This window comes from Thauera aminoaromatica S2 (genome assembly GCF_000310185.1).
Lineage (GTDB): Bacteria > Pseudomonadota > Gammaproteobacteria > Burkholderiales > Rhodocyclaceae > Thauera > Thauera aminoaromatica.
Map to the genome: position 1 here is coordinate 1 of NZ_AMXD01000088.1, position 16,894 is coordinate 16,894.

16 protein-coding genes are annotated in these 16,894 nt (G+C 69.1%); 7 read left to right on the forward strand and 9 right to left on the reverse strand.

Annotated elements, in window-relative coordinates:
- The 6 genes from C665_RS13165 to phoU all read left to right on the forward strand — a co-directional run.
- Positions 1-251 (forward strand): c-type cytochrome (locus tag C665_RS13165; protein WP_004313969.1); only part of this gene is annotated, 251 nt, incomplete at its 5' end.
- A 126-nt stretch (positions 252-377) separates the two neighbouring features.
- Positions 378-2,462, forward strand: coding sequence for a cytochrome c biogenesis protein ResB (locus C665_RS13170; RefSeq protein ID WP_004313971.1), 2,085 nt, complete (start codon positions 378-380; stop codon positions 2,460-2,462).
- The gene (gene ccsB, locus C665_RS13175; protein WP_245537170.1) at positions 2,459-3,643 is read left to right on the forward strand and encodes a c-type cytochrome biogenesis protein CcsB; all 1,185 of its coding nucleotides are present in this window, start codon (positions 2,459-2,461) and stop codon (positions 3,641-3,643) included. The genes C665_RS13170 and ccsB overlap by 4 nt, the downstream gene beginning before the upstream one ends.
- A gap of 49 nt (positions 3,644-3,692) precedes the next feature.
- Positions 3,693-4,940: a molybdopterin molybdotransferase MoeA gene (gene moeA, locus C665_RS13180; protein WP_004313975.1), complete on the forward strand. Its 1,248-nt coding sequence runs from the start codon at positions 3,693-3,695 to the stop codon at positions 4,938-4,940.
- 56 nt (positions 4,941-4,996) lie between these two features.
- Positions 4,997-5,659 carry a ribose-5-phosphate isomerase RpiA gene (rpiA, locus tag C665_RS13185; protein WP_004313976.1) on the forward strand — a complete coding sequence of 221 codons (663 nt, stop codon included), beginning with the start codon at positions 4,997-4,999 and terminating at the stop codon, positions 5,657-5,659.
- Positions 5,660-5,748: 89 nt separating this feature from the next.
- A complete protein-coding gene (gene phoU, locus C665_RS13190; RefSeq protein WP_004313978.1) occupies positions 5,749-6,441 on the forward strand; it encodes a phosphate signaling complex protein PhoU in 693 nt (230 codons plus the stop codon).
- 60 nt (positions 6,442-6,501) lie between these two features.
- Here the strand turns inward: phoU and C665_RS13195 are convergent, their stop codons facing one another.
- The 9 genes from C665_RS13195 to C665_RS13235 all read right to left on the reverse strand — a co-directional run bounded on the left by C665_RS13195 (position 6,502) and on the right by C665_RS13235 (position 16,233).
- Positions 6,502-6,774, reverse strand: a complete 273-nt coding sequence (locus C665_RS13195; RefSeq protein ID WP_004313981.1) for an oxidative damage protection protein — start codon at positions 6,772-6,774, stop codon at positions 6,502-6,504.
- A gap of 3 nt (positions 6,775-6,777) precedes the next feature.
- The gene (locus C665_RS13200; RefSeq protein ID WP_004313982.1) at positions 6,778-8,196 is read right to left on the reverse strand and encodes a diguanylate cyclase; all 1,419 of its coding nucleotides are present in this window, start codon (positions 8,194-8,196) and stop codon (positions 6,778-6,780) included.
- Entirely contained in the window at positions 8,193-9,509 is a 1,317-nt protein-coding gene (argA, locus tag C665_RS13205) for an amino-acid N-acetyltransferase (protein WP_004313983.1), read from the reverse strand. Before argA ends, C665_RS13200 begins: the two co-directional genes overlap by 4 nt.
- Before the next feature lie 171 nt (positions 9,510-9,680).
- Entirely contained in the window at positions 9,681-10,280 is a 600-nt protein-coding gene (locus C665_RS13210; protein WP_004313984.1) for a hemerythrin domain-containing protein, read from the reverse strand.
- Between the two features lie 39 nt (positions 10,281-10,319).
- Complete coding sequence (locus C665_RS13215; RefSeq protein ID WP_040829257.1) at positions 10,320-11,114, reverse strand: ABC transporter ATP-binding protein; 795 nt, start codon at positions 11,112-11,114, stop codon at positions 10,320-10,322.
- Between the two features lie 14 nt (positions 11,115-11,128).
- A complete protein-coding gene (locus tag C665_RS13220) occupies positions 11,129-12,922 on the reverse strand; it encodes a branched-chain amino acid ABC transporter ATP-binding protein/permease (RefSeq protein WP_004313986.1) in 1,794 nt (597 codons plus the stop codon).
- Positions 12,919-13,956, reverse strand: a complete 1,038-nt coding sequence (locus tag C665_RS13225) for a branched-chain amino acid ABC transporter permease (protein WP_004313987.1) — start codon at positions 13,954-13,956, stop codon at positions 12,919-12,921. Before C665_RS13225 ends, C665_RS13220 begins: the two co-directional genes overlap by 4 nt.
- A 114-nt stretch (positions 13,957-14,070) precedes the next feature.
- Positions 14,071-15,219, reverse strand: a complete 1,149-nt coding sequence (locus C665_RS13230; RefSeq protein ID WP_004313989.1) for an ABC transporter substrate-binding protein — start codon at positions 15,217-15,219, stop codon at positions 14,071-14,073.
- A gap of 198 nt (positions 15,220-15,417) precedes the next feature.
- Positions 15,418-16,233 (reverse strand): IclR family transcriptional regulator, encoded by an 816-nt coding sequence (locus C665_RS13235; protein ID WP_004313990.1) that lies wholly within the window; start codon positions 16,231-16,233, stop codon positions 15,418-15,420.
- Positions 16,234-16,316: 83 nt separating this feature from the next.
- Between C665_RS13235 and paaY the strand changes: the two genes are divergently transcribed.
- Positions 16,317-16,894, forward strand: a 578-nt coding sequence (paaY, locus tag C665_RS13240) for a phenylacetic acid degradation protein PaaY (RefSeq protein ID WP_004313992.1), incomplete at its 3' end; no start/stop codon positions are given.

Genomic DNA, 16,894 nt, shown 5'->3' on the forward strand with positions numbered 1-16,894 from the left:
TCTGGCGCGCGGGCATCCCCGCCAAGGGCGTCCCCGCCTGTGCCGCCTGCCACGGCCCCGCCGGCGCGGGCATGCCGGCGCAATATCCGCGCCTGTCCGGCCAGTTCGCCGAATACACCGAAGCGCAGATGAAGGCCTTCCGCGACGGCGTGCGCGCAAACGACCCGAACGGCATGATGCGCACCATCGCGCTCAAGATGACCGATCCGGAGATCAAGGCCGTCGCCGACTACGCGACCGGCCTGCGCTGACCCTGCGCCAGCCCTGCGCAGCCCCCACCGCCGAGCCGCGTGGGGGCGGGCGGGGGCGATCGTCTGCATCGCGCGCCCGCGCCGCACGCCCTGCGACGCTGGCGTCCGTCTTTCTCCGAGGTCCGGATGCATAGCGGCATCGCGCGCGCCCTCTTCGAGCTCTTCAGCTCGATGCGTTTTGCCATCTCCCTGCTGACGATCCTGTCGATCGCGTCGGTAGTGGGAACGGTCGTTCGCCAGAACGAACCCTTCAACGCCTATCTCAACCAGTTCGGTCCGTTCTGGTTCCCCGTCTTCGAGAAGCTCGGCCTGTACTCCGTGTACAACGCCGGCTGGTTCCTCGTCATCCTCGCCTTCCTGGTGCTGTCGACCACGCTGTGCATCGTGCGCCAGACCGCGCCGATGCTGCGCGAGATGCGCAGCTTCCGCGAGCGCGCGCGCGAGGCCTCGCTGCGCAGCTTCGCCCACCGCGTCAGCCTCGTGCCCGCGCTGCCCCCCGCCGACGCGGTAGAGCGCGCGCAGGCCTACCTCGCGCACGCCGGCTTCACCAGCCGGGTCGCCGACAACGGCGAAGGCACCCTGCTCGCCGCCCGCCAGGGCAGCGCCGGACGCATCGGCTACTTCTTCGCCCACGGCGCGATCGTGCTGATCTGCATCGGCGGCCTGCTCGACGGCAACCTGCCGCTGCGCCTGCAGGTGTGGCTGGGCGACAAGCACACCACCGCGGCCGACCAGGTCATCGCGAACATTCCACCGTCGGCCCGTCTCGGCACGGGCAACCCGAGCTTCCGCGGCGACGTCTTCATCCCCGAGGGCCGCAGCACCAGCTTCGCGGTGCTCGGCCTGGCCGACGGCATCCTGCTGCAGGAACTGCCCTTCAACGTCACGCTCGACAAGTTCCACATCGAGCACTACCAGAACGGCATGCCCAAGCGCTTCGCCAGCGACATCCGCATCACCGACCGGTCGAGCGGCCAGACCACGCGGCACACCATCGAGGTCAACCACCCGCTCACCGTCGACGGCGTCACCCTCTACCAGTCGAGCTTCGAGGATGGCGGCTCGAAGCTGGCGATCAAGGCGCGCAGCCTGCTGCCTGGCCGTCCCGGGGTGCTGCGCGAGATCGAGGGCGTGGTGGGCGAAAGCCTGGCGTTCGCCGACGGCGCCGCGGGCTTCTCCTATACGCTGGAATTCACCGACTTCCGGGCCTTCAACGTCGAGGACATGCGCGGCAACGAGGGCGGGCAAGGCGACGAAGGCGAGGCCGCGCCGCGCGGCATGGACAAGCTGCAGCGCCACCTCGGCAGCGGCGCCAAAGGCGCGGAGGTGCGCGACCTGCGCAACATCGGCCCCAGCTTCACCTTCAAGCTGCGCGACCCTGCCGGCCAGGCGCGCGAGTTCCACAATTACATGCTGCCGATCGAGCAGGGCGGGCGCTGGTTCCTCTACACCGGCCTGCGCGACGCGCAGGCCGACGCCTTCCGCTACATGCGCATCCCCCTCGACGAGCGCGGCGGAGTGGATGCCTGGTTCGCGATCCGCGACCGCCTGCTCGACCCCGCGCAGCGCGACGCTCTGGTCGCCCGCTTCGCCGCGCGCAGCTTCCCCGCCGGTCGCGGCCAGGACGCGATGCGCGAGGCCCTGGTGCAGTCGGCCCGGCAGACCCTCGGGCTGTTCGCCGAGAAGGGCTACGAGACACTCGGCGGCTTCATCGAGAAGTCCGTGCCCGAGGCCGAACGCGGCCCGGCCGCCGACGTGCTGGTGCGCATCCTGCAGGGGCTCGCCTGGGAGGCATGGATGCTGCACCGCGAGGCCGGTGGCGAACCGCCGCTGCAGCTCGACCCGGCGCGCGCCACCTTCGTCAACGACACCATCGCGGCGATCTCCGACAGCCAGTTCTACGGCGCGCCTGCCTGGCTTCAGCTCGACGGCTTCGAGGAGCGTCACGCCACCGTGCTGCAGGCGACGCGCTCGCCGGGCATGCCGCTCGTCTATCTGGGCGCGCTGCTGTTGGTGCTGGGCGTGTTCGCGATGCTCTACATCCGCGAACGTCGCCTGTTCGTGCTGGTGAAGCCGAACGAGGCGCTGGTCGCGATGTCTTCCAACCGCAGGGCGCTCGACGTCGACGAGGCCTTCCGCCAACACGTCGAAGGCCTCGCCGCCATGCTCGGCGCCCCCGTGCCCGCATCCGAACCCCGAGAAGGTGCATGATGGAAATCGCCCGCCCCTCCCCCGCCACCCCGGCCGGTCCGGCCCCCGCCGCGCTCCGGCCGCACACGCCGCTGCTGCGCCGGCTCGGCGCCTTCGACTGGCTGTACGCGCTCGCGCTGATGCTGGGCGCGGCCTTCGCGCTCGTCCGCTACCACGCGGTGATGGACGTATACGACGATCTCATCCTGGTGCTGCAAGTGCCGGTGCTCGCCGTGATCGGCTGGCAGTGGAAGCCCTTCCGGGCCTTCCTCGCCGCGGTGGCGCTGCTGGCGCTGGCGAGCATCGCGCTCTACCAAGGCGATCTCGCGCGCGCCGAGCAGACCTTCCTGCTCAAGTACCTGATCTCCAGCCAGACCGCGATCATGTGGATGAGCGCGCTGATCTTCATCGCCACGGGCGCGTACTGGCTGGGCCTGCTCGCACGCAGCGACTTCGCCGAGCGCACCGGCTCGGCGCTGACCTGGATCGCCGCGGTCATGGGCGCCACCGGCCTCTTCGTGCGCTGGTACGAGTCCTACCTGCTCGGCCCCGAGATCGGCCACATCCCGATCAGCAACCTGTACGAGGTCTTCGTGCTGTTCGCGCTGATGACGGCGCTGCTCTACCTCTACTACGAGGGTCGCTACGCCACGCGGCGCATGGGCGCCTTCGTGATGATCGTGATCTCGGCCGCGGTGGCCTTCCTGCTCTGGTACACCTTCACCCGCGAGGCGCACGAGATCCAGCCGCTGATCCCGGCGCTGCAGTCCTACTGGATGAAGGTGCACGTGCCGACCAACTTCATCGGCTACGGCGCCTTCGCGGTCTCGGCCATGGTCGGCACCGCCTACCTGCTCGCCGAGCGCGGCATCCTCGCCTCCCGCCTGCCGCCCTTGCGCGTGCTCGAGGACGTGATGTACAAGGCGATCGCGATCGGCTTCGCCTTCTTCACCATCGCCACCATCCTCGGCGCGCTGTGGGCGGCCGAGGCCTGGGGCACCTACTGGCAGTGGGACCCGAAGGAGACCTGGGCGCTGATCGTGTGGCTCAACTACGCGACCTGGCTGCACATGCGCCTGACCAAGGGCCTGCGCGGCGCGGTGCTGGCATGGTGGGCGGTGGCGGGCCTGCTCGTCACCACCTTCGCCTTCATCGGCGTCAACATGTTCCTGACCGGCCTGCACTCCTACGGTGCGCTGTGAGCGCACCGCAGCGAAGCGGACGGTCGGCTATCGAGGACGGACCCGAAGCATGAATCCCAATCCCGCAGGCGGCGACGACCGCAGCTTTCTCGCCGTCGATGCCGCGCGCGCCGCGATCCTCGGCGCGCTCACCCCGATCGCCGGGCGCGAGCGCGTCGCGGTACGGGCCGCGCTCGGCCGCGTGCTCGCCGAGGACGTGATCGCGCCGTGCAACGTGCCCGCGCACGACAACTCCGCGATGGACGGCTACGCGGTGCGCGCCGCCGACCTCTCGGCCGATGGCGAGAGCGCGCTCGCGGTGGTCGGCACCGCCTTCGCAGGCCGGCCCTTCTCGGGCATGGTCGGCGCCGGCCAGGCCGTGCGCATCATGACCGGCGCCACCATCCCTCAGGGCGCCGACACCATCGTCGTGCAGGAAGTCGCCCGTCGCGAGCACGAGCGCGTGTTCATCCCCATCGGGCAGAAGAAGGGCCAGAACCTGCGCCGCGCCGGCGAGGACCTCGCCGAGGGCGGGGTCGCGATCCCCGCGGGCAAGCGCTGCGGTCCCGCCGAACTCGGCCTGATCGCCTCGCTCGGCATCGCCGAGGTGTGCGTGCGCCGCCGCCTGCGCGTGGCGGTGATGTCCACCGGCGACGAGATCGCCTCGATCGGCCACCCGCTCGGTCCCGGCGAGGTCTACGACAGCAACCGCTACACCCTGCACGGCGTGCTCACCCGCCTGGGCTGCGAGCTCCTCGACCTCGGCGTCGTGCCGGACCGCCCGGAGGCGCTCGAGGAGGCCTTCCGCGAGGCCGCCCAGGCCGCCGACGTGATCATCACCAGCGGCGGCGTGTCGGTCGGCGAGGCCGACTTCATCCGCGAGATGATGAACCGCATGGGGGAGGTGGCGTTCTGGAAGCTCGCGATCAAGCCCGGGCGGCCGATGGCCTTCGGCCGCATCGGCGATGCGGTGCTGTTCGGGCTGCCCGGCAACCCGGTGGCGGTGATGGTCACCTTCTACCAGTTCGTGCAGGACGCGCTGCTCCAGCTCATGGGCGTCGCACCGCTGCCCGCGCCCGAGCGCTTCCCCGTGCGCGCCGCCTTCTCGATGCGCAAGCAGCCGGGTCGCGTCGAGTACCTGCGCGGCCGCCTGCAGCGCAGCGGCGAGGCGCTTGCCGTGGCGCCCGCCGGCGCCCAGGGCTCCGGCGTGCTGAGCTCCATGTCCGAGGCCGACTGCTTCGTCGTGCTGCCGGCCGACTGCACCGCCGTGAGAGAAGGCGACACCGTCCTCGTGCAACCCTTCCACGGCATCGTCTGAGCGGCCGGCTTCCCCCTCCCCCTTTCCCCTTCCCACCTCATCCCTTCCTCGCGCACATGACCCAGGACGAACTCAAGAAAGCCGCCGCCTACGCCGCTCTCGACCACGTGGTCGAAGGCAGCATCGTCGGCGTCGGCACCGGCTCCACCGTCAACCACTTCATCGATGCGCTCGCCGGCATGCGCGATCGCATCCGCGGCGCGGTCTCCAGCTCCGAAGCGAGCACGCAACGCCTGCGCGCGCACGGCATCGAGGTGTTCGACCTCGACGGCATCGAGTCGCTGCCGGTGTATGTAGACGGCGCCGACGAGATCGACGGCGGCTTCGCGATGATCAAGGGCGGCGGCGGCGCACTGACCCGCGAGAAGATCGTCGCCGCAGTGTCCGAGCGCTTCGTGTGCATCTGCGACGCGAGCAAGAAGGTCGAGGTGCTCGGCCGCTTCCCGCTGCCGATCGAGGTGATCCCGATGGCCCGCAGCCACGTCGCCCGCGAGCTGCGCGCGCTCGGCGGCGAGCCCAGGCTGCGCGAGGGCTTCGTCACCGACAACGGCAACCTGATCCTCGACGTGCATGGGCTGTCGATCACCGACCCCGTCACCATCGAGATGCGGATCAACCAGATCGTCGGTGTGGTCACCAACGGGCTCTTCGCCGTGCGCGGCGCCGACGTGCTGCTGCTCGCCGCCCCCGGCGGCGTGCAACGGCTGGACGCACGGTGAGCGACCTGCATGGCAGCCGTGTTGCAGGCAACAAAACCTTAACAATCGCCTGTTAGCCTGCGCGCTTCCCGGACTGGATCGTGGCGAACATGACAGAACACACTCTCAGACAGTACGACATCGAACTCGAAGAAATCCGCCGTGGCGTCCTCAACATGGGCGGCCTGGCGGAGGCGCAGGTCGTCAAGGCGATCGAGGGCCTGCGCAGCGGCCAGCTCGACCTGCTCGACACCGTGATCGAAGGCGACAAGCCGATCAACCTCGCGCAGGTCGAGCTCGACGACGACTGCAGCCACATCATCGCCAAGCGCCAGCCGGCCGCCGGCGACCTGCGCCTGGTGCTGGCGGTGATCAAGATCGCCTCCGACCTCGAGCGCATCGGCGACGAGGCGAAGAAGATCGCCAAGGCGGCGCGCCGCCTGCACAGCGCCGAAACCCCCTTCGTGCCGCGCGTGGGCCTCACCCAGGCGGTGGAGCTCGCGCTCGAACTGCTGCGCGCCTCGCTTGACGCCTTCGCGCGGGTGAATCCGGAAGGCATCGAGGACCTGCGCCGCAAGGACGCGGAGATCGACGCCGGCTTCAAGGGCGTGATGCGCCAGCTCATCACCTACATGATGGAAGACCCGCGCACGATCTCGAGCTGCCTCGAGATGCTCTTCATCGCCAAGGCGATCGAGCGCGTCGGCGACCACGCGATGAACATCGCCGAGCACGTGGTGTTCGTGGCGCGCGGCGAGGACGTGCGCTTCGAGAAGTCGCAGGCGCAGCTCGGCAGGGGCTGAGGCGTCAGGCATGAAAAAGGGGAGCTTGCGGCTCCCCTTTTTTACATCGGCGATCCGGGCTTACGCCTGCGGCGGGACGTAGCCGGCCACCTGGTCGGCGCCACCTTCGAAGAAGTGCTTCTCCATCTGCTCGGCGAGGTACTTGCGCGCGCGCGCGTCCATCAGGTTCAGGCGGTTCTCGTTGATCAGCATGGTCTGGTACTTGACCCACTGCTGCCAGGCTTCCTTCGAGACGTTCTCGAAGATGCGCTTGCCGAGCGCGCCGGGCACCGGTGGCAGGTCCAGGCCTTCGGCCTCGCGACCGAGTTTCACGCAGTTCACCATGCGAGCCATTGTTCAATCCTCTCTGCTTGCGGGTTCATCGGGGTTCGAGGACGGCATTCTAGCCGATTCGTCGGCCCGCCTCCCGGACACCGCGGCGCGATTGCGCCCCTCCGACTTGGCGCGATAGAGCGCCTCGTCGGCGGCGGCGACCAGGGCCTCGCCCTCGCGCGCGTTGTCGGGAAAGCGCGCGATGCCCACGCTGGCGGTGACGCGCGCCGCGCGGCCCTCGAAGACGAAGCGCATCGCGCCCACCGTCTCCACCAGGCGGTGGGCGAGTTCGCACAGGCCCTCCGTGCTGCCCTCGGGCACGAGCAGGGCGAACTCGTCGCCGCCGATGCGGAACAAGGTCTCGTTGCGGCGCACGGTGCGCCCGAGTTCCCGCGCGAGGCGAACGAGCACCTCGTCGCCGGCCTGGTGGCCGAAGGAGTCGTTGATCGGCTTGAAACCGTCCAGATCGAAGGCGAGGAGGCCGAGCCGGCTGCCGCGACGCCCGGCGTCCGCGAGCATGCGACCGAGTTCTTCATGGAAGCGACGGCGATTGTAGAGACCGGTGAGTTCGTCGCGTTCGGCGAGCTCGACGAGCTGCATCGAGGTGCGCCGCGCCACGGTCACGTCCTCGTAGATCCACAGCCGGCCGATGCGCCGCCCGGCTTCCCCGCCCGCGACCACCGCCGAACGGTCGGTGGCGATGCGCCCGTCGGCGAACCGGAACTCGTACTCTTCGCTGATCGACTGCTTGGCCCGCACGGTGCGATGGATGTGGGCGAGATAGCCCGCCGGATCGGCGAGCACGACCGGCGCACGCTCCTTGAGCACCGCGTCGCGGCAGCCGACGAGCACGGTGTCGGGGGGATAGCCCCAGATCGCCAGCATCGCACGGTTGTGGTAGAGCACGCGGCGGTCGTGGTCGATGAACAGGATGCCGAGCCGGATCAGGTTCAGCAGCGCAGCCAGGCGCTGGCGCTCGTCGTTGCTGCGCACGAGGTAGAGCTCGCGCAGCGCCTCCTGGCGGCGCAGCTCGGCCACCGTCTCAAGCAGGGTGAATTCGGTCTCCTTGCGCGCCTGGATGTGCTCGGCCGACAGGCGCAGGCCGCCGTCGGCGCGCGGCCGCCAGTGCGTCTGCACCCAAACCGCCCGCCCATCCCGTGCGCGCAGGCGCAGCTCGAAGGCCTGGGCGGATTCCTCCGCAGCGACCCGCTGCGCCATCCGCCGGCAGAACACGCGATCGTCCTCGAACACCAGGAGTTCGAAGGGGTCGGCCGCCGCGACGCAATCCGCCGCCGTGAAGCCGGTAAGCGCCTCGATCGAGGGGCTGATCCAGCGCAGCGCGAGCCCGGGCAGGAAGATCGCCTCGACGCTGCGCACGCCGAGCGCGATCTCGGCGAGCAGTTCGGCGTCCTCCGCCTTGCCGGGTGCCGGGCAGGCGCTCATAGCGGCTTGACGAACACCTTCGAGCGACGCTGGAAGTTGTAGAGTTCGCGCTTCTGCCGCGGCAGGGCCTCGGGGCCGATCTCGCTGAAGCCGCGCTCGCGGAACCAGTGCGCGGTGCGGGTCGTGAGCACGAACAGGCGCTCGAGCCGCTGCACGCGCGCGCGCCGCTCGATGCGCTTGAGGAGCTGGTCGCCGAGACCGGCGCGGCGATACTCCGGCGTCACCGCCAGGCAGGCGAGCTCGGCGGCGTTGTCCTCGCTGAACGGATACAGCGCCGCGCAGCCCACCAGCACGCCGTCGTGCTCGACGACGGTGAAGCGCTCGATCTCCTGCTCCAGCAGCTCGCGCCCGCGCCGCACCAGGGTGCCGTCGGCCTCCATCGGCGAGATCAGCGCGACGAGAGCGGCAACGTCCTCGACCGTGGCCTCGCGCAGGCGGAACAGCGGGTCGCGCGACACCACCGTGCCGACGCCCGCATGCGTGAAGAACTCGAGCAGCAGGCCGCCGTCGAGGTCGTGATCGATCAGGTGGCAGCGCGCCACCCCCTTCTTCACCGCACGGATCGCGCACGGCAGGAACAGGTGCAGGTCTTCGGTGAGCCCCTCGCCCGTCTCGAGCTTGCCCTGCGCCTCGTCGGCGGTGACCGACTCGACGAGCTGGCCATCCTCGCCGAGCAGGCCGGGCGCATCGCACAGGTAGATCAGCTTCTCGGCCTTGAGCGCCACCGCCACCGCCTCGGCCACCTCCTCCATCGCGAGATTGAAGATCTCGCCCGCGGGCGAGACGCCGAGCGGGGTGATCAGCACCACGTTCTGCTGGTCGAGGTCGGCGTTGATCTCCTCGGCGATGATCTTGCGCACCGCGCCGGTGTATTGGTAATCGACGCCATCGACAACGCCCACCGGCCGCGCGGTGATGAAGTTGCCCCCGGTGACGCGGATGTAGCTGCCCGCCATCGGGGTGTTGGGCAGGCCCTGCGAGAGCAGCGCCTCGACCTCGAAGCGGGTCACCGCCATCGCCGACTTGACGCATTCGAGCGCATCGGCGTCGGTCACGCGCAGGCCGTGGTGGAAACGCGGCTCGAGCCCGCGGCGGGCGAGCTCGGCATCGATCTGCGGTCGCGCGCCATGCACCAGCACCAGGCGGATGCCGAGCGCGGCGAGCAGGTTGCAGTCGTAGGCAAGGCTTTGTGCGCGCTTGCCGGCGGCGACCTCGCCGCCGAAGCCGACGACGAAGGTGCGGCCGCGGAAGGCGTGGATGTAGGGCGCCGCGCCGCGCACCCAGGCCACGAACTGGGCCGTGGCGTCATCCACGCGTGGAACGGCCGGGGAAGGAGAGGAGGTTTCGGGACTGGAACTGCTGTTTTCGGCGCTCACGCATTCACCGCTGTTGGGGCCGGACACACATGGGGCGACCCGGCGGACTGGAATCGACGACGGATTCTAGCCCGGCCGGGCACCGGCGTGGAACGCGGGCGCGCGCGTTCAGCCCTTGTACGGTCCCGCCCCCAAGCCGATCGGCGCCGGCGCGGCGGCGACGAGCCTGGAGAAGATCTGCGCGAAGTCCTCCTCGCCCGCCCGGGCACTGGCGCGCGTGCCGCCGAGGGGATCGTCGGCGATGAAGCCGGCGTTGGCGCGCGCCCAGTCCTCTGCGGTGAAGTGCTTGCGGATCTGCGGCAGCACCTCGCGCTCCTCGGTCATCATGTGGTTGCGATAGAACGCGGCGTAGTCGTTGAAGGCGGTCTTGAAGGCCTCGAAGCCGCCGACGGGGTCCTGCGCGTAGCCCTTGACCGCGGCCTCGAGCACCGCGATGCGGGCGTCGGCCTGGGCGTGTTCGGCCTCGAGCCGGTCGAGCGCGGCGTCCGCGTCGTGCGTGCGGGCACGCAGCGGCCCGAACAGGAAGGCATCTTCCTTGGGGTGGTGGCGCTTCTCGGGGTAGGCGTCGAGGTAATGCACCATCGCCTCGAGCAGCTTGTGATCCGGGCGCAGGCGGCCGGCATCGATCTCGCCGATCATGTGCCGGATGGCGTGGATGATCGCCGCCAGCGACTGGTGTTCGTCCATCAGGATGCGCATCGCGTCCATGGTCTTGTCCTTTTCCGTGGGGAGCTGAGGGCGGGTGGCTCAGGTCGACAGCATCGCCTGGTGCTTGCCGCCGAGCCCGAGGTAGGCCTCGATCACGCGCGGATCGTCCGCGAGCTCGTGCGCCGGGCCCTGCATGGCGATCTGGCCCGTCTCGAGCACGTAGGCGTAGTCGGCCACCTGCAGCGCGGCGCGCGCGTTCTGCTCGACGAGCAGGATCGACACCCCGCGCCGGCGCAGCTCGCTGATGATGCGGAAGATCTCGCGCACGATCAGCGGCGCCAGCCCCAGGCTGGGCTCGTCGAGCATCAGCAGCTTGGGCTTGGCCATCAGCGCGCGGCCCACCGCAAGCATCTGGCGCTCGCCGCCCGACATGGTGCCTGCGGCCTGGCTGCGGCGCTCCTTGAGGCGCGGGAAGAGCGCATAGACCTCCTCGAGCGTCTGCGCGTGATCGCGCTTGCCCATGCGATAGCGCTGGAAGGCGCCCAGCACCAGGTTGTCCTCGACGCTCATCTCGCCGAAGAGCTCGCGCTTCTCGGGCACCAGGGTCATGCCGCGCGCGACCATGCGTTCGACCTCGGGCACGCCTTCCACGCTGCCGTCGAAGGCGACCTGGCCGCGCGAGCCGAGCACGCCCATGATCGCCGACAGCATCGTCGTCTTGCCCGCGCCGTTGGGGCCGATCACGGTGACGATCTGGCCCTCGCCGACGGTGAGGCTGGCATCGGTGAGCGCCTCGACCTTGCCGTAGGACACGCACAGGTCCTTGACCTCGAGCACCGGGTTCTTCGCGTCCGCGTTAGAGGATGCGGCGCTGCCTTGCGTCTGCTTATTCATCGCGTTCTCCCCGCTCATTCCACACCGCCCAGATAGGCCTCGAGCACCGCCGGGTTCTGCTGGATCTCGTCGGGCAGGCCCTCGGCGATCTTCTGGCCGAACTCCATCACCACCACGCGATCGACCAGGCTCATCACGAAGTCCATGTCGTGCTCCACGATCAGGGTCGCCATGCCCTCCGCGCGCAGCTTCCGGAGCAACTCGCCGAGCGCCTCCTTCTCCCTGAAGCGCAGGCCGGCCGCGGGCTCGTCGAGCAGCAGCAGGCAGGGGTCGGCGCACAGCGCACGCGCGATCTCCAGGATGCGCTGCTGGCCCAGGGCGAGGCTGCCGGCCTCCTCGTACATGTACTCGGCCAGGCCCACGCGCTCGATCTGACGGGCGGCTTCCTTGAGGATGCGGGCCTCTTCCGCGCGGTCCAGGCGCCAGGCCGAGCTCAACACGCCCTTGTCGCTCCTGAGGTGGGCGCCGATCGCCACGTTCTCGAGCACGCTCATCGTCGGCAGCAGCTTCACGTGCTGGAAGGTGCGGCTCATGCCCATGCGGGCGATCTCGCGCGAGTCGTGGCCCGCCACCGGCTTGCCCAGGAACAGCACCTCGCCCGAGGTCGGGGTGTCGACGCCCGAGATCTGGTTGAACATCGTGCTCTTGCCCGCGCCGTTGGGGCCGATGAGCGCGAGGATCTCGCCTGCGCGCACCTCCAGGCTCATGTTGTTGTTGGCGATAAGGCCGCCGAACCGGCGCGTGACGTCCTTGGCCTCGAGGATCAGCTCGCCCGCCTTCGGCAGGGTGCGCCGCGGCAGCGGTTCGGCGTCGGGGTCGATGGTCTTGCGGAGCGCACGCACCGGCACCAGTTTCTTGAGGATCGGCCACAGGCCCTCGCGGGCGCGGTGCAACACCAGCACCATCAGCAGGCCGAACACGATGGTCTCGAAGTTGCCGGTGGCGCCGAGCAGGCTGGGCAGCCAGTTCTGCAGCCACTGCTTGAGCACGGTGATGACGCCCGCGCCCACGATCGCCCCCCACACGTAGCCGGCGCCGCCGACCACCGCCATGAAGAGGTACTCGATGCCGATATGCACGCCGAACGGGGTCGGGTTCACGAAGCGCTGCATGTGCGCATACAGCCAGCCCGAGGCGCACGCCAGCAGCGCCGCGATCACGAAGATCACCATGCGCGAGCGCGAGGTGTCCACGCCCATCGCCTCTGCCATCACGCGGCCGCCCTTGAGGGCGCGGATCGCACGCCCCTCGCGCGAGTCGAGCAGGTTGTGGGTGGTGAGCATGGCGACGAGCAGGAAGGCCCAGATCAGGTAATAGATCTCGCCGCCCTCGTCCAGCGTCCAGCCCAGCAGCCCGATGGCCGGAATGCCGCTGATGCCGGTGTGGCCGCCCAGGCTCTCCATGGTGCCGAAGAGGAAGTACAGGCTGATGCCCCACGCGATCGTGCCCAGGGGCAGGAAGTGCCCCGAGAGCTTCAGGGTGAGCGAGCCGATCAGCACCGCGACCAGGGCGGTCAGCAGCAGCCCGACCGCCAGGGTGAGCCAGGGCGAAGTCCCCGCCCAGGCGAGCCATCCCGGCAGGTCGGTCGCGGTGGTGAGCGCCGCGGTGGTGTAGGCGCCCAGACCCACGAAGGCGGCCTGGCCGAAGCTGGTCAGTCCGCCCACCCCGGTGAGCAGCACCAGGCCGAGCGCAACCATCGCATACAGGCCGATGTAGTTCAGCAGCGTCACGTAATACGGCGACAGGATCGCCGGCACCAGCAGCAGCAGGGCGAGAAAGGCCCCCAGGACCAGACGGTCGGTTCTCATTCTTCTTCCTCCACGTGGTGGCTACGCAGCGAGCGCCACAGCAGCACGGGAATGATCAGGGTGAACACGATGACTTCCTTGTAGGCGCTGGCCCAGAACGACGCGAAGGCTTCGAGCAGCCCCACGGCGAGCGCACCCACGGCGGCCAGCGGATAACTCGCCAGGCCGCCGATGATGGCGGCGACGAACCCCTTGAGGCCGATCAGGAAGCCGGTGTCGTAGTAGATCGTGGTGATCGGGGCGATCAGCACGCCCGAAAGCGCACCGATGAAGGCGGCGAGGAAGAACGTCAGCTTGCCGGCGAGCGTGGGCGAGATCCCCATGAGCTGTGCACCGACGCGGTTGATCGCGGTGGCGCGCAAGGCCTTGCCGTAGAGCGTGCGTTCGAAGAACTGGTACAGCGCCACGATCAGCAGCACCGACACCACCACCACCCACAGCGTCTGCGCGGAGACCATCAGCGGGCCGAGCTCGAGGCTGAACTCGCTGAACGCCGGCGTGCGCTGGCCTTCCGCTCCGAAGAACAGCAGTCCCAGGCCCACCATCGCGATATGCAGCGCCACCGAGACGATCAGGAGCACCAGCACCGGCGCCGATGCGATCGGCTGGTACATCAGGCGGTACATCATCGGCCCCATCGGCACCACGATCGCCAGCGTCAGCAGCACCTGCACCGCCAGCGGCAGCTCGTTGACCGCCAGCCCGCCGACCACCGCGGCGAGCGCCAGCGGATAGCCCAGGTTCCAGCCCGCCACGCTCGCGGCACGCCGGCCCTGCCCCGCCTTGAGCGCGAGCCCGCCGTCGAGCACCGTGACCAGCGCTCCCATCGCCACCAGCATCCACACCGTGGCCGGCAACACGCCCGACTGCATCATCGCCAGCGTCAGCGCCCCGTAGGCCACGAACTCGCCCTGCTGGATGAAGATCACCCGCGTGACCGCGAACACCAGCACCAGCGCCAGCGCCAGCAGCGCGTAGATCGCGCCGTTGGTGATCCCGTCCTGCGACAGGATCAATGCAATTGACATATCCATGGAAATGCCTCGTCTCGGCGGTGCCTCGCGGACCGCCGTGATTGATTCGATGTGTCGGAAATCCCCGACAGACGCGCGGCGGGACGCCAGGCGCCCCGCCGCGGAGGGGGATGCTTACTTCAGCAGCGACCAGGTGCCGTTGCGGATCTCGATCATCACGCGCGAGCGGTCGTCCAGGCCGAGGTGATCGTCGGGGCTCATCGTGTAGATGCCGGTGGCGCCGGCGACTTCCTTCACGCCCTCGAGCGCATCGCGCAGCGCCGTGCGGAACTCCGCCGAGCCCGGCTTGGCCGCCTTGAGCGCGGCAGGGACGGCCGCCTGCAGCAACACCCCGGCATCCCACGCGTAGGCCCCGAAGCTCGACACCGAGCCCGCGCCGTTGGCGGCCTCGTACTTCTCCACGTAGGCCAGCGCGCTCGCCTTGACGGGGTGGCTGTCGGGCAGGCTGCGCGCCATCTGCACCGGGCCGACCGGCAGCAGCGTGCCTTCGCAGTCCTTGCCGCAGATGCGCAGGAAGTCGTTGTTGGCCACGCCGTGGGTCTGGTAGATCGGCCCCTTGTAGCCGCGCTCGCGCAGCGTCTTCTGCGGCAGCGCCGAGGGCGTGCCCGAGCCGGCGATGAACACCGCGTCCGGCTTCACCGACATCAGCTTGAGCGCCTGGCCGGTCACCGAGGTGTCGGCCGGGTTGAAGCGCTCGCTGGCGGCGATCTCGATGCCCTTGGCTTCGGCCAGCTTCTTGAACTGCTCGTACCAGCCCTCGCCGTAGGCGTTGGCGAAGCCGATGAAGGACACCTTCTTCACCTTGTTGGCGACCATGTGCTCGACGATCGCCGACGCCATCTGCTGGTCGTTCTGGGGGGTCTTGAAGACCCAGCGCTTCTTGTCGTCCATCGGCGCGACGATGCGCGCCGACGCGGCCATCGAGATCATCGGCGTCTTCGTCTCGGCGGCGACGTCGACCATGGCCAGCGAAGCGGGGCTGGTGGTGGAGCCGATGATCACATCAACGCCGTCCTCGACGGTCAGCTTGCGGGCGTTCTTGACCGCCGTGGTGGTGTCGGAGGCGTCGTCGAGCACGATGTAGCTCACCTTTTCGCCGCCGATGGTGGCCGGCAGCAGCGCGATCGTGTTCTTTTCCGGGATACCCAGCGAAGCGGCGGGGCCGGTGGCCGAGAGCACGACACCGACCTTGATCTCGGCATGGGCGGCAGTGGCGGCGAAGGCGAGGCCGAGGGCGGCCAGCAGGGTGTTACGCAACTTCATGGTGTCTCCTCCAGTGGTTGTGCGGTGCGAGGGGGCCGGCGCGCCGGGGGCGCAGCGCTCGGGGCGCGCAAGTTCTGCATTGCAGAACGCGTTCTAGTTATTAGAATTGATACAAAAGATCCCGTCAAGCAGAAACTTTGTATCAATTCCAAAAGTATCCGGCTCCTGCTGTGCGCAACCTCCCGCCGCACCCACCCCTCAGGTCGCGTGGTCGCCCGACTCGACACCCGGGAGAAGGGTCGCGCCGAGTCGCCGCGACAGCGCGTCGCAGGCCTCCTTCAGCGCCTGGAGCACCGGGCTGTGCGGGAGGAGATCCAGCGTGCCCTCGACGCCCACGAGGGCGATGCTCATGTTGATCTCGTTCTTGAAGTTGAACACCGGGGCCGCCGCAGCCTCGACGCCGCGGGCGAAATAGCCGCTGGAAATCACCGCCACACCCCGCGCGCGGACCTCGGCGAGCAGCCGGCGCGCGTCGTCGAGGGTGGCAATGCCCGCGGGCACCCGACCGGATTCGAGCTCGGCGCGCAGCAGCGCTTCGGTCTGCTGCTCGGGCAGCCATGCGGCGAAGACGCGCCCGGCGGCCGAGCTCAGCAGGCTGAGGCTGGTGCCGGTCAGCACATTGACGGTGATCGGACGACGGGGACGCTCCCAGCGCACGACGACCGGCCCTCGATCGCTCCAGACGGCGAGCGCGACGGTCTCGTTGGTGAGATCGCGCAAATCGCCGATCGCGCTCAAGCCGAGACGGATCCGGTCGACGCGGTCGAGGGCGACCAGGCCGAGGTTGAGGGCGAAGGGACCGAGGTCGTAGCGCGAGGTGAGCCGGTCCTGTTCGACGAGTCCGCTGCGGATCAGGCTGACCAGATAGCGGTGCGCCTTCGAGGGCGGCATGTCGGCGGCCTGGGCGATGTCCTTGAGCATCATGGAGCGCTTGCCGGTGACCATGGCGCGGAGGATGCTCATGCCCACCTCGAGAGATTGCACGCCGTGCTTGCCGTCGAGTTCGTCGCTCATCGAAGCCCCCTCACCGATAAAATTACTTATTGAAGAAATCTTTCCTTTATATGTAACATAAGTCCGAGCGGAGGAGAACAAGGATGAATCAGCTGAAAGTCTATGCGATCGACGGCATCGTGCCGGTGGTGGATCCGACCGCCTACGTGCACCCGTCGGCCGTGCTGATCGGCGACGTGATCGTGGGCCCGGACTGCTACGTCGGGCCTTGCGCAAGCCTGCGCGGCGACTTCGGGCGACTGATCCTGGAGCGCGGCTCGAACCTGCAGGACACCTGCGTGATGCATGGCTTTCCCGGCACCGATACGGTGGTCGAGGAGGACGGACACATCGGCCACGGCGCCGTGCTGCACGGCTGCAGGGTGGGCCGCAACGCCTTGGTCGGCATGAACGCCGTGATCATGGACAACGCGGTGATCGGCGAGTCATCGATCGTCGCCGCGGCGGCCTTCGTCAAGGCCGGCGTCGAGATGCCGCCGCGCATGTTGATCGCCGGCATGCCGGCCAAGGCGATCCGCGCGCTCTCCGAGGAGGAGATGCGCTGGAAGAGCTCGGGAACCGCGACCTACCAGGACCTCACCCGCCGCAGCCTGGCCACGATGGAAGAGACCGTGCCGCTCGCGGCGGTCGAGCCCGGGCGCAAGCGCATCCACATGCCGGA

Bases quoted from the DNA above. Each gene is read 5' to 3' on its own strand.
- C665_RS13220 (WP_004313986.1), bottom strand. From the start codon at position 12,922: ATGAGAACCGACCGTCTGGTCCTGGGGGCCTTTCTCGCCCTGCTGCTG.
- C665_RS13210 (WP_004313984.1), bottom strand. From the start codon at position 10,280: ATGGACGCGATGCGCATCCTGATGGACGAACACCAGTCGCTGGCGGCG.
- C665_RS13215 (WP_040829257.1), bottom strand. From the start codon at position 11,114: ATGAATAAGCAGACGCAAGGCAGCGCCGCATCCTCTAACGCGGACGCG.
- C665_RS13170 (WP_004313971.1), top strand. From the start codon at position 378: ATGCATAGCGGCATCGCGCGCGCCCTCTTCGAGCTCTTCAGCTCGATG.
- C665_RS13225 (WP_004313987.1), bottom strand. From the start codon at position 13,956: ATGGATATGTCAATTGCATTGATCCTGTCGCAGGACGGGATCACCAAC.
- moeA (WP_004313975.1), top strand. From the start codon at position 3,693: ATGAATCCCAATCCCGCAGGCGGCGACGACCGCAGCTTTCTCGCCGTC.
- phoU (WP_004313978.1), top strand. From the start codon at position 5,749: ATGACAGAACACACTCTCAGACAGTACGACATCGAACTCGAAGAAATC.
- ccsB (WP_245537170.1), top strand. From the start codon at position 2,459: ATGATGGAAATCGCCCGCCCCTCCCCCGCCACCCCGGCCGGTCCGGCC.
- C665_RS13235 (WP_004313990.1), bottom strand. From the start codon at position 16,233: ATGAGCGACGAACTCGACGGCAAGCACGGCGTGCAATCTCTCGAGGTG.
- C665_RS13195 (WP_004313981.1), bottom strand. From the start codon at position 6,774: ATGGCTCGCATGGTGAACTGCGTGAAACTCGGTCGCGAGGCCGAAGGC.
- rpiA (WP_004313976.1), top strand. From the start codon at position 4,997: ATGACCCAGGACGAACTCAAGAAAGCCGCCGCCTACGCCGCTCTCGAC.
- C665_RS13230 (WP_004313989.1), bottom strand. From the start codon at position 15,219: ATGAAGTTGCGTAACACCCTGCTGGCCGCCCTCGGCCTCGCCTTCGCC.
- C665_RS13200 (WP_004313982.1), bottom strand. From the start codon at position 8,196: ATGAGCGCCTGCCCGGCACCCGGCAAGGCGGAGGACGCCGAACTGCTC.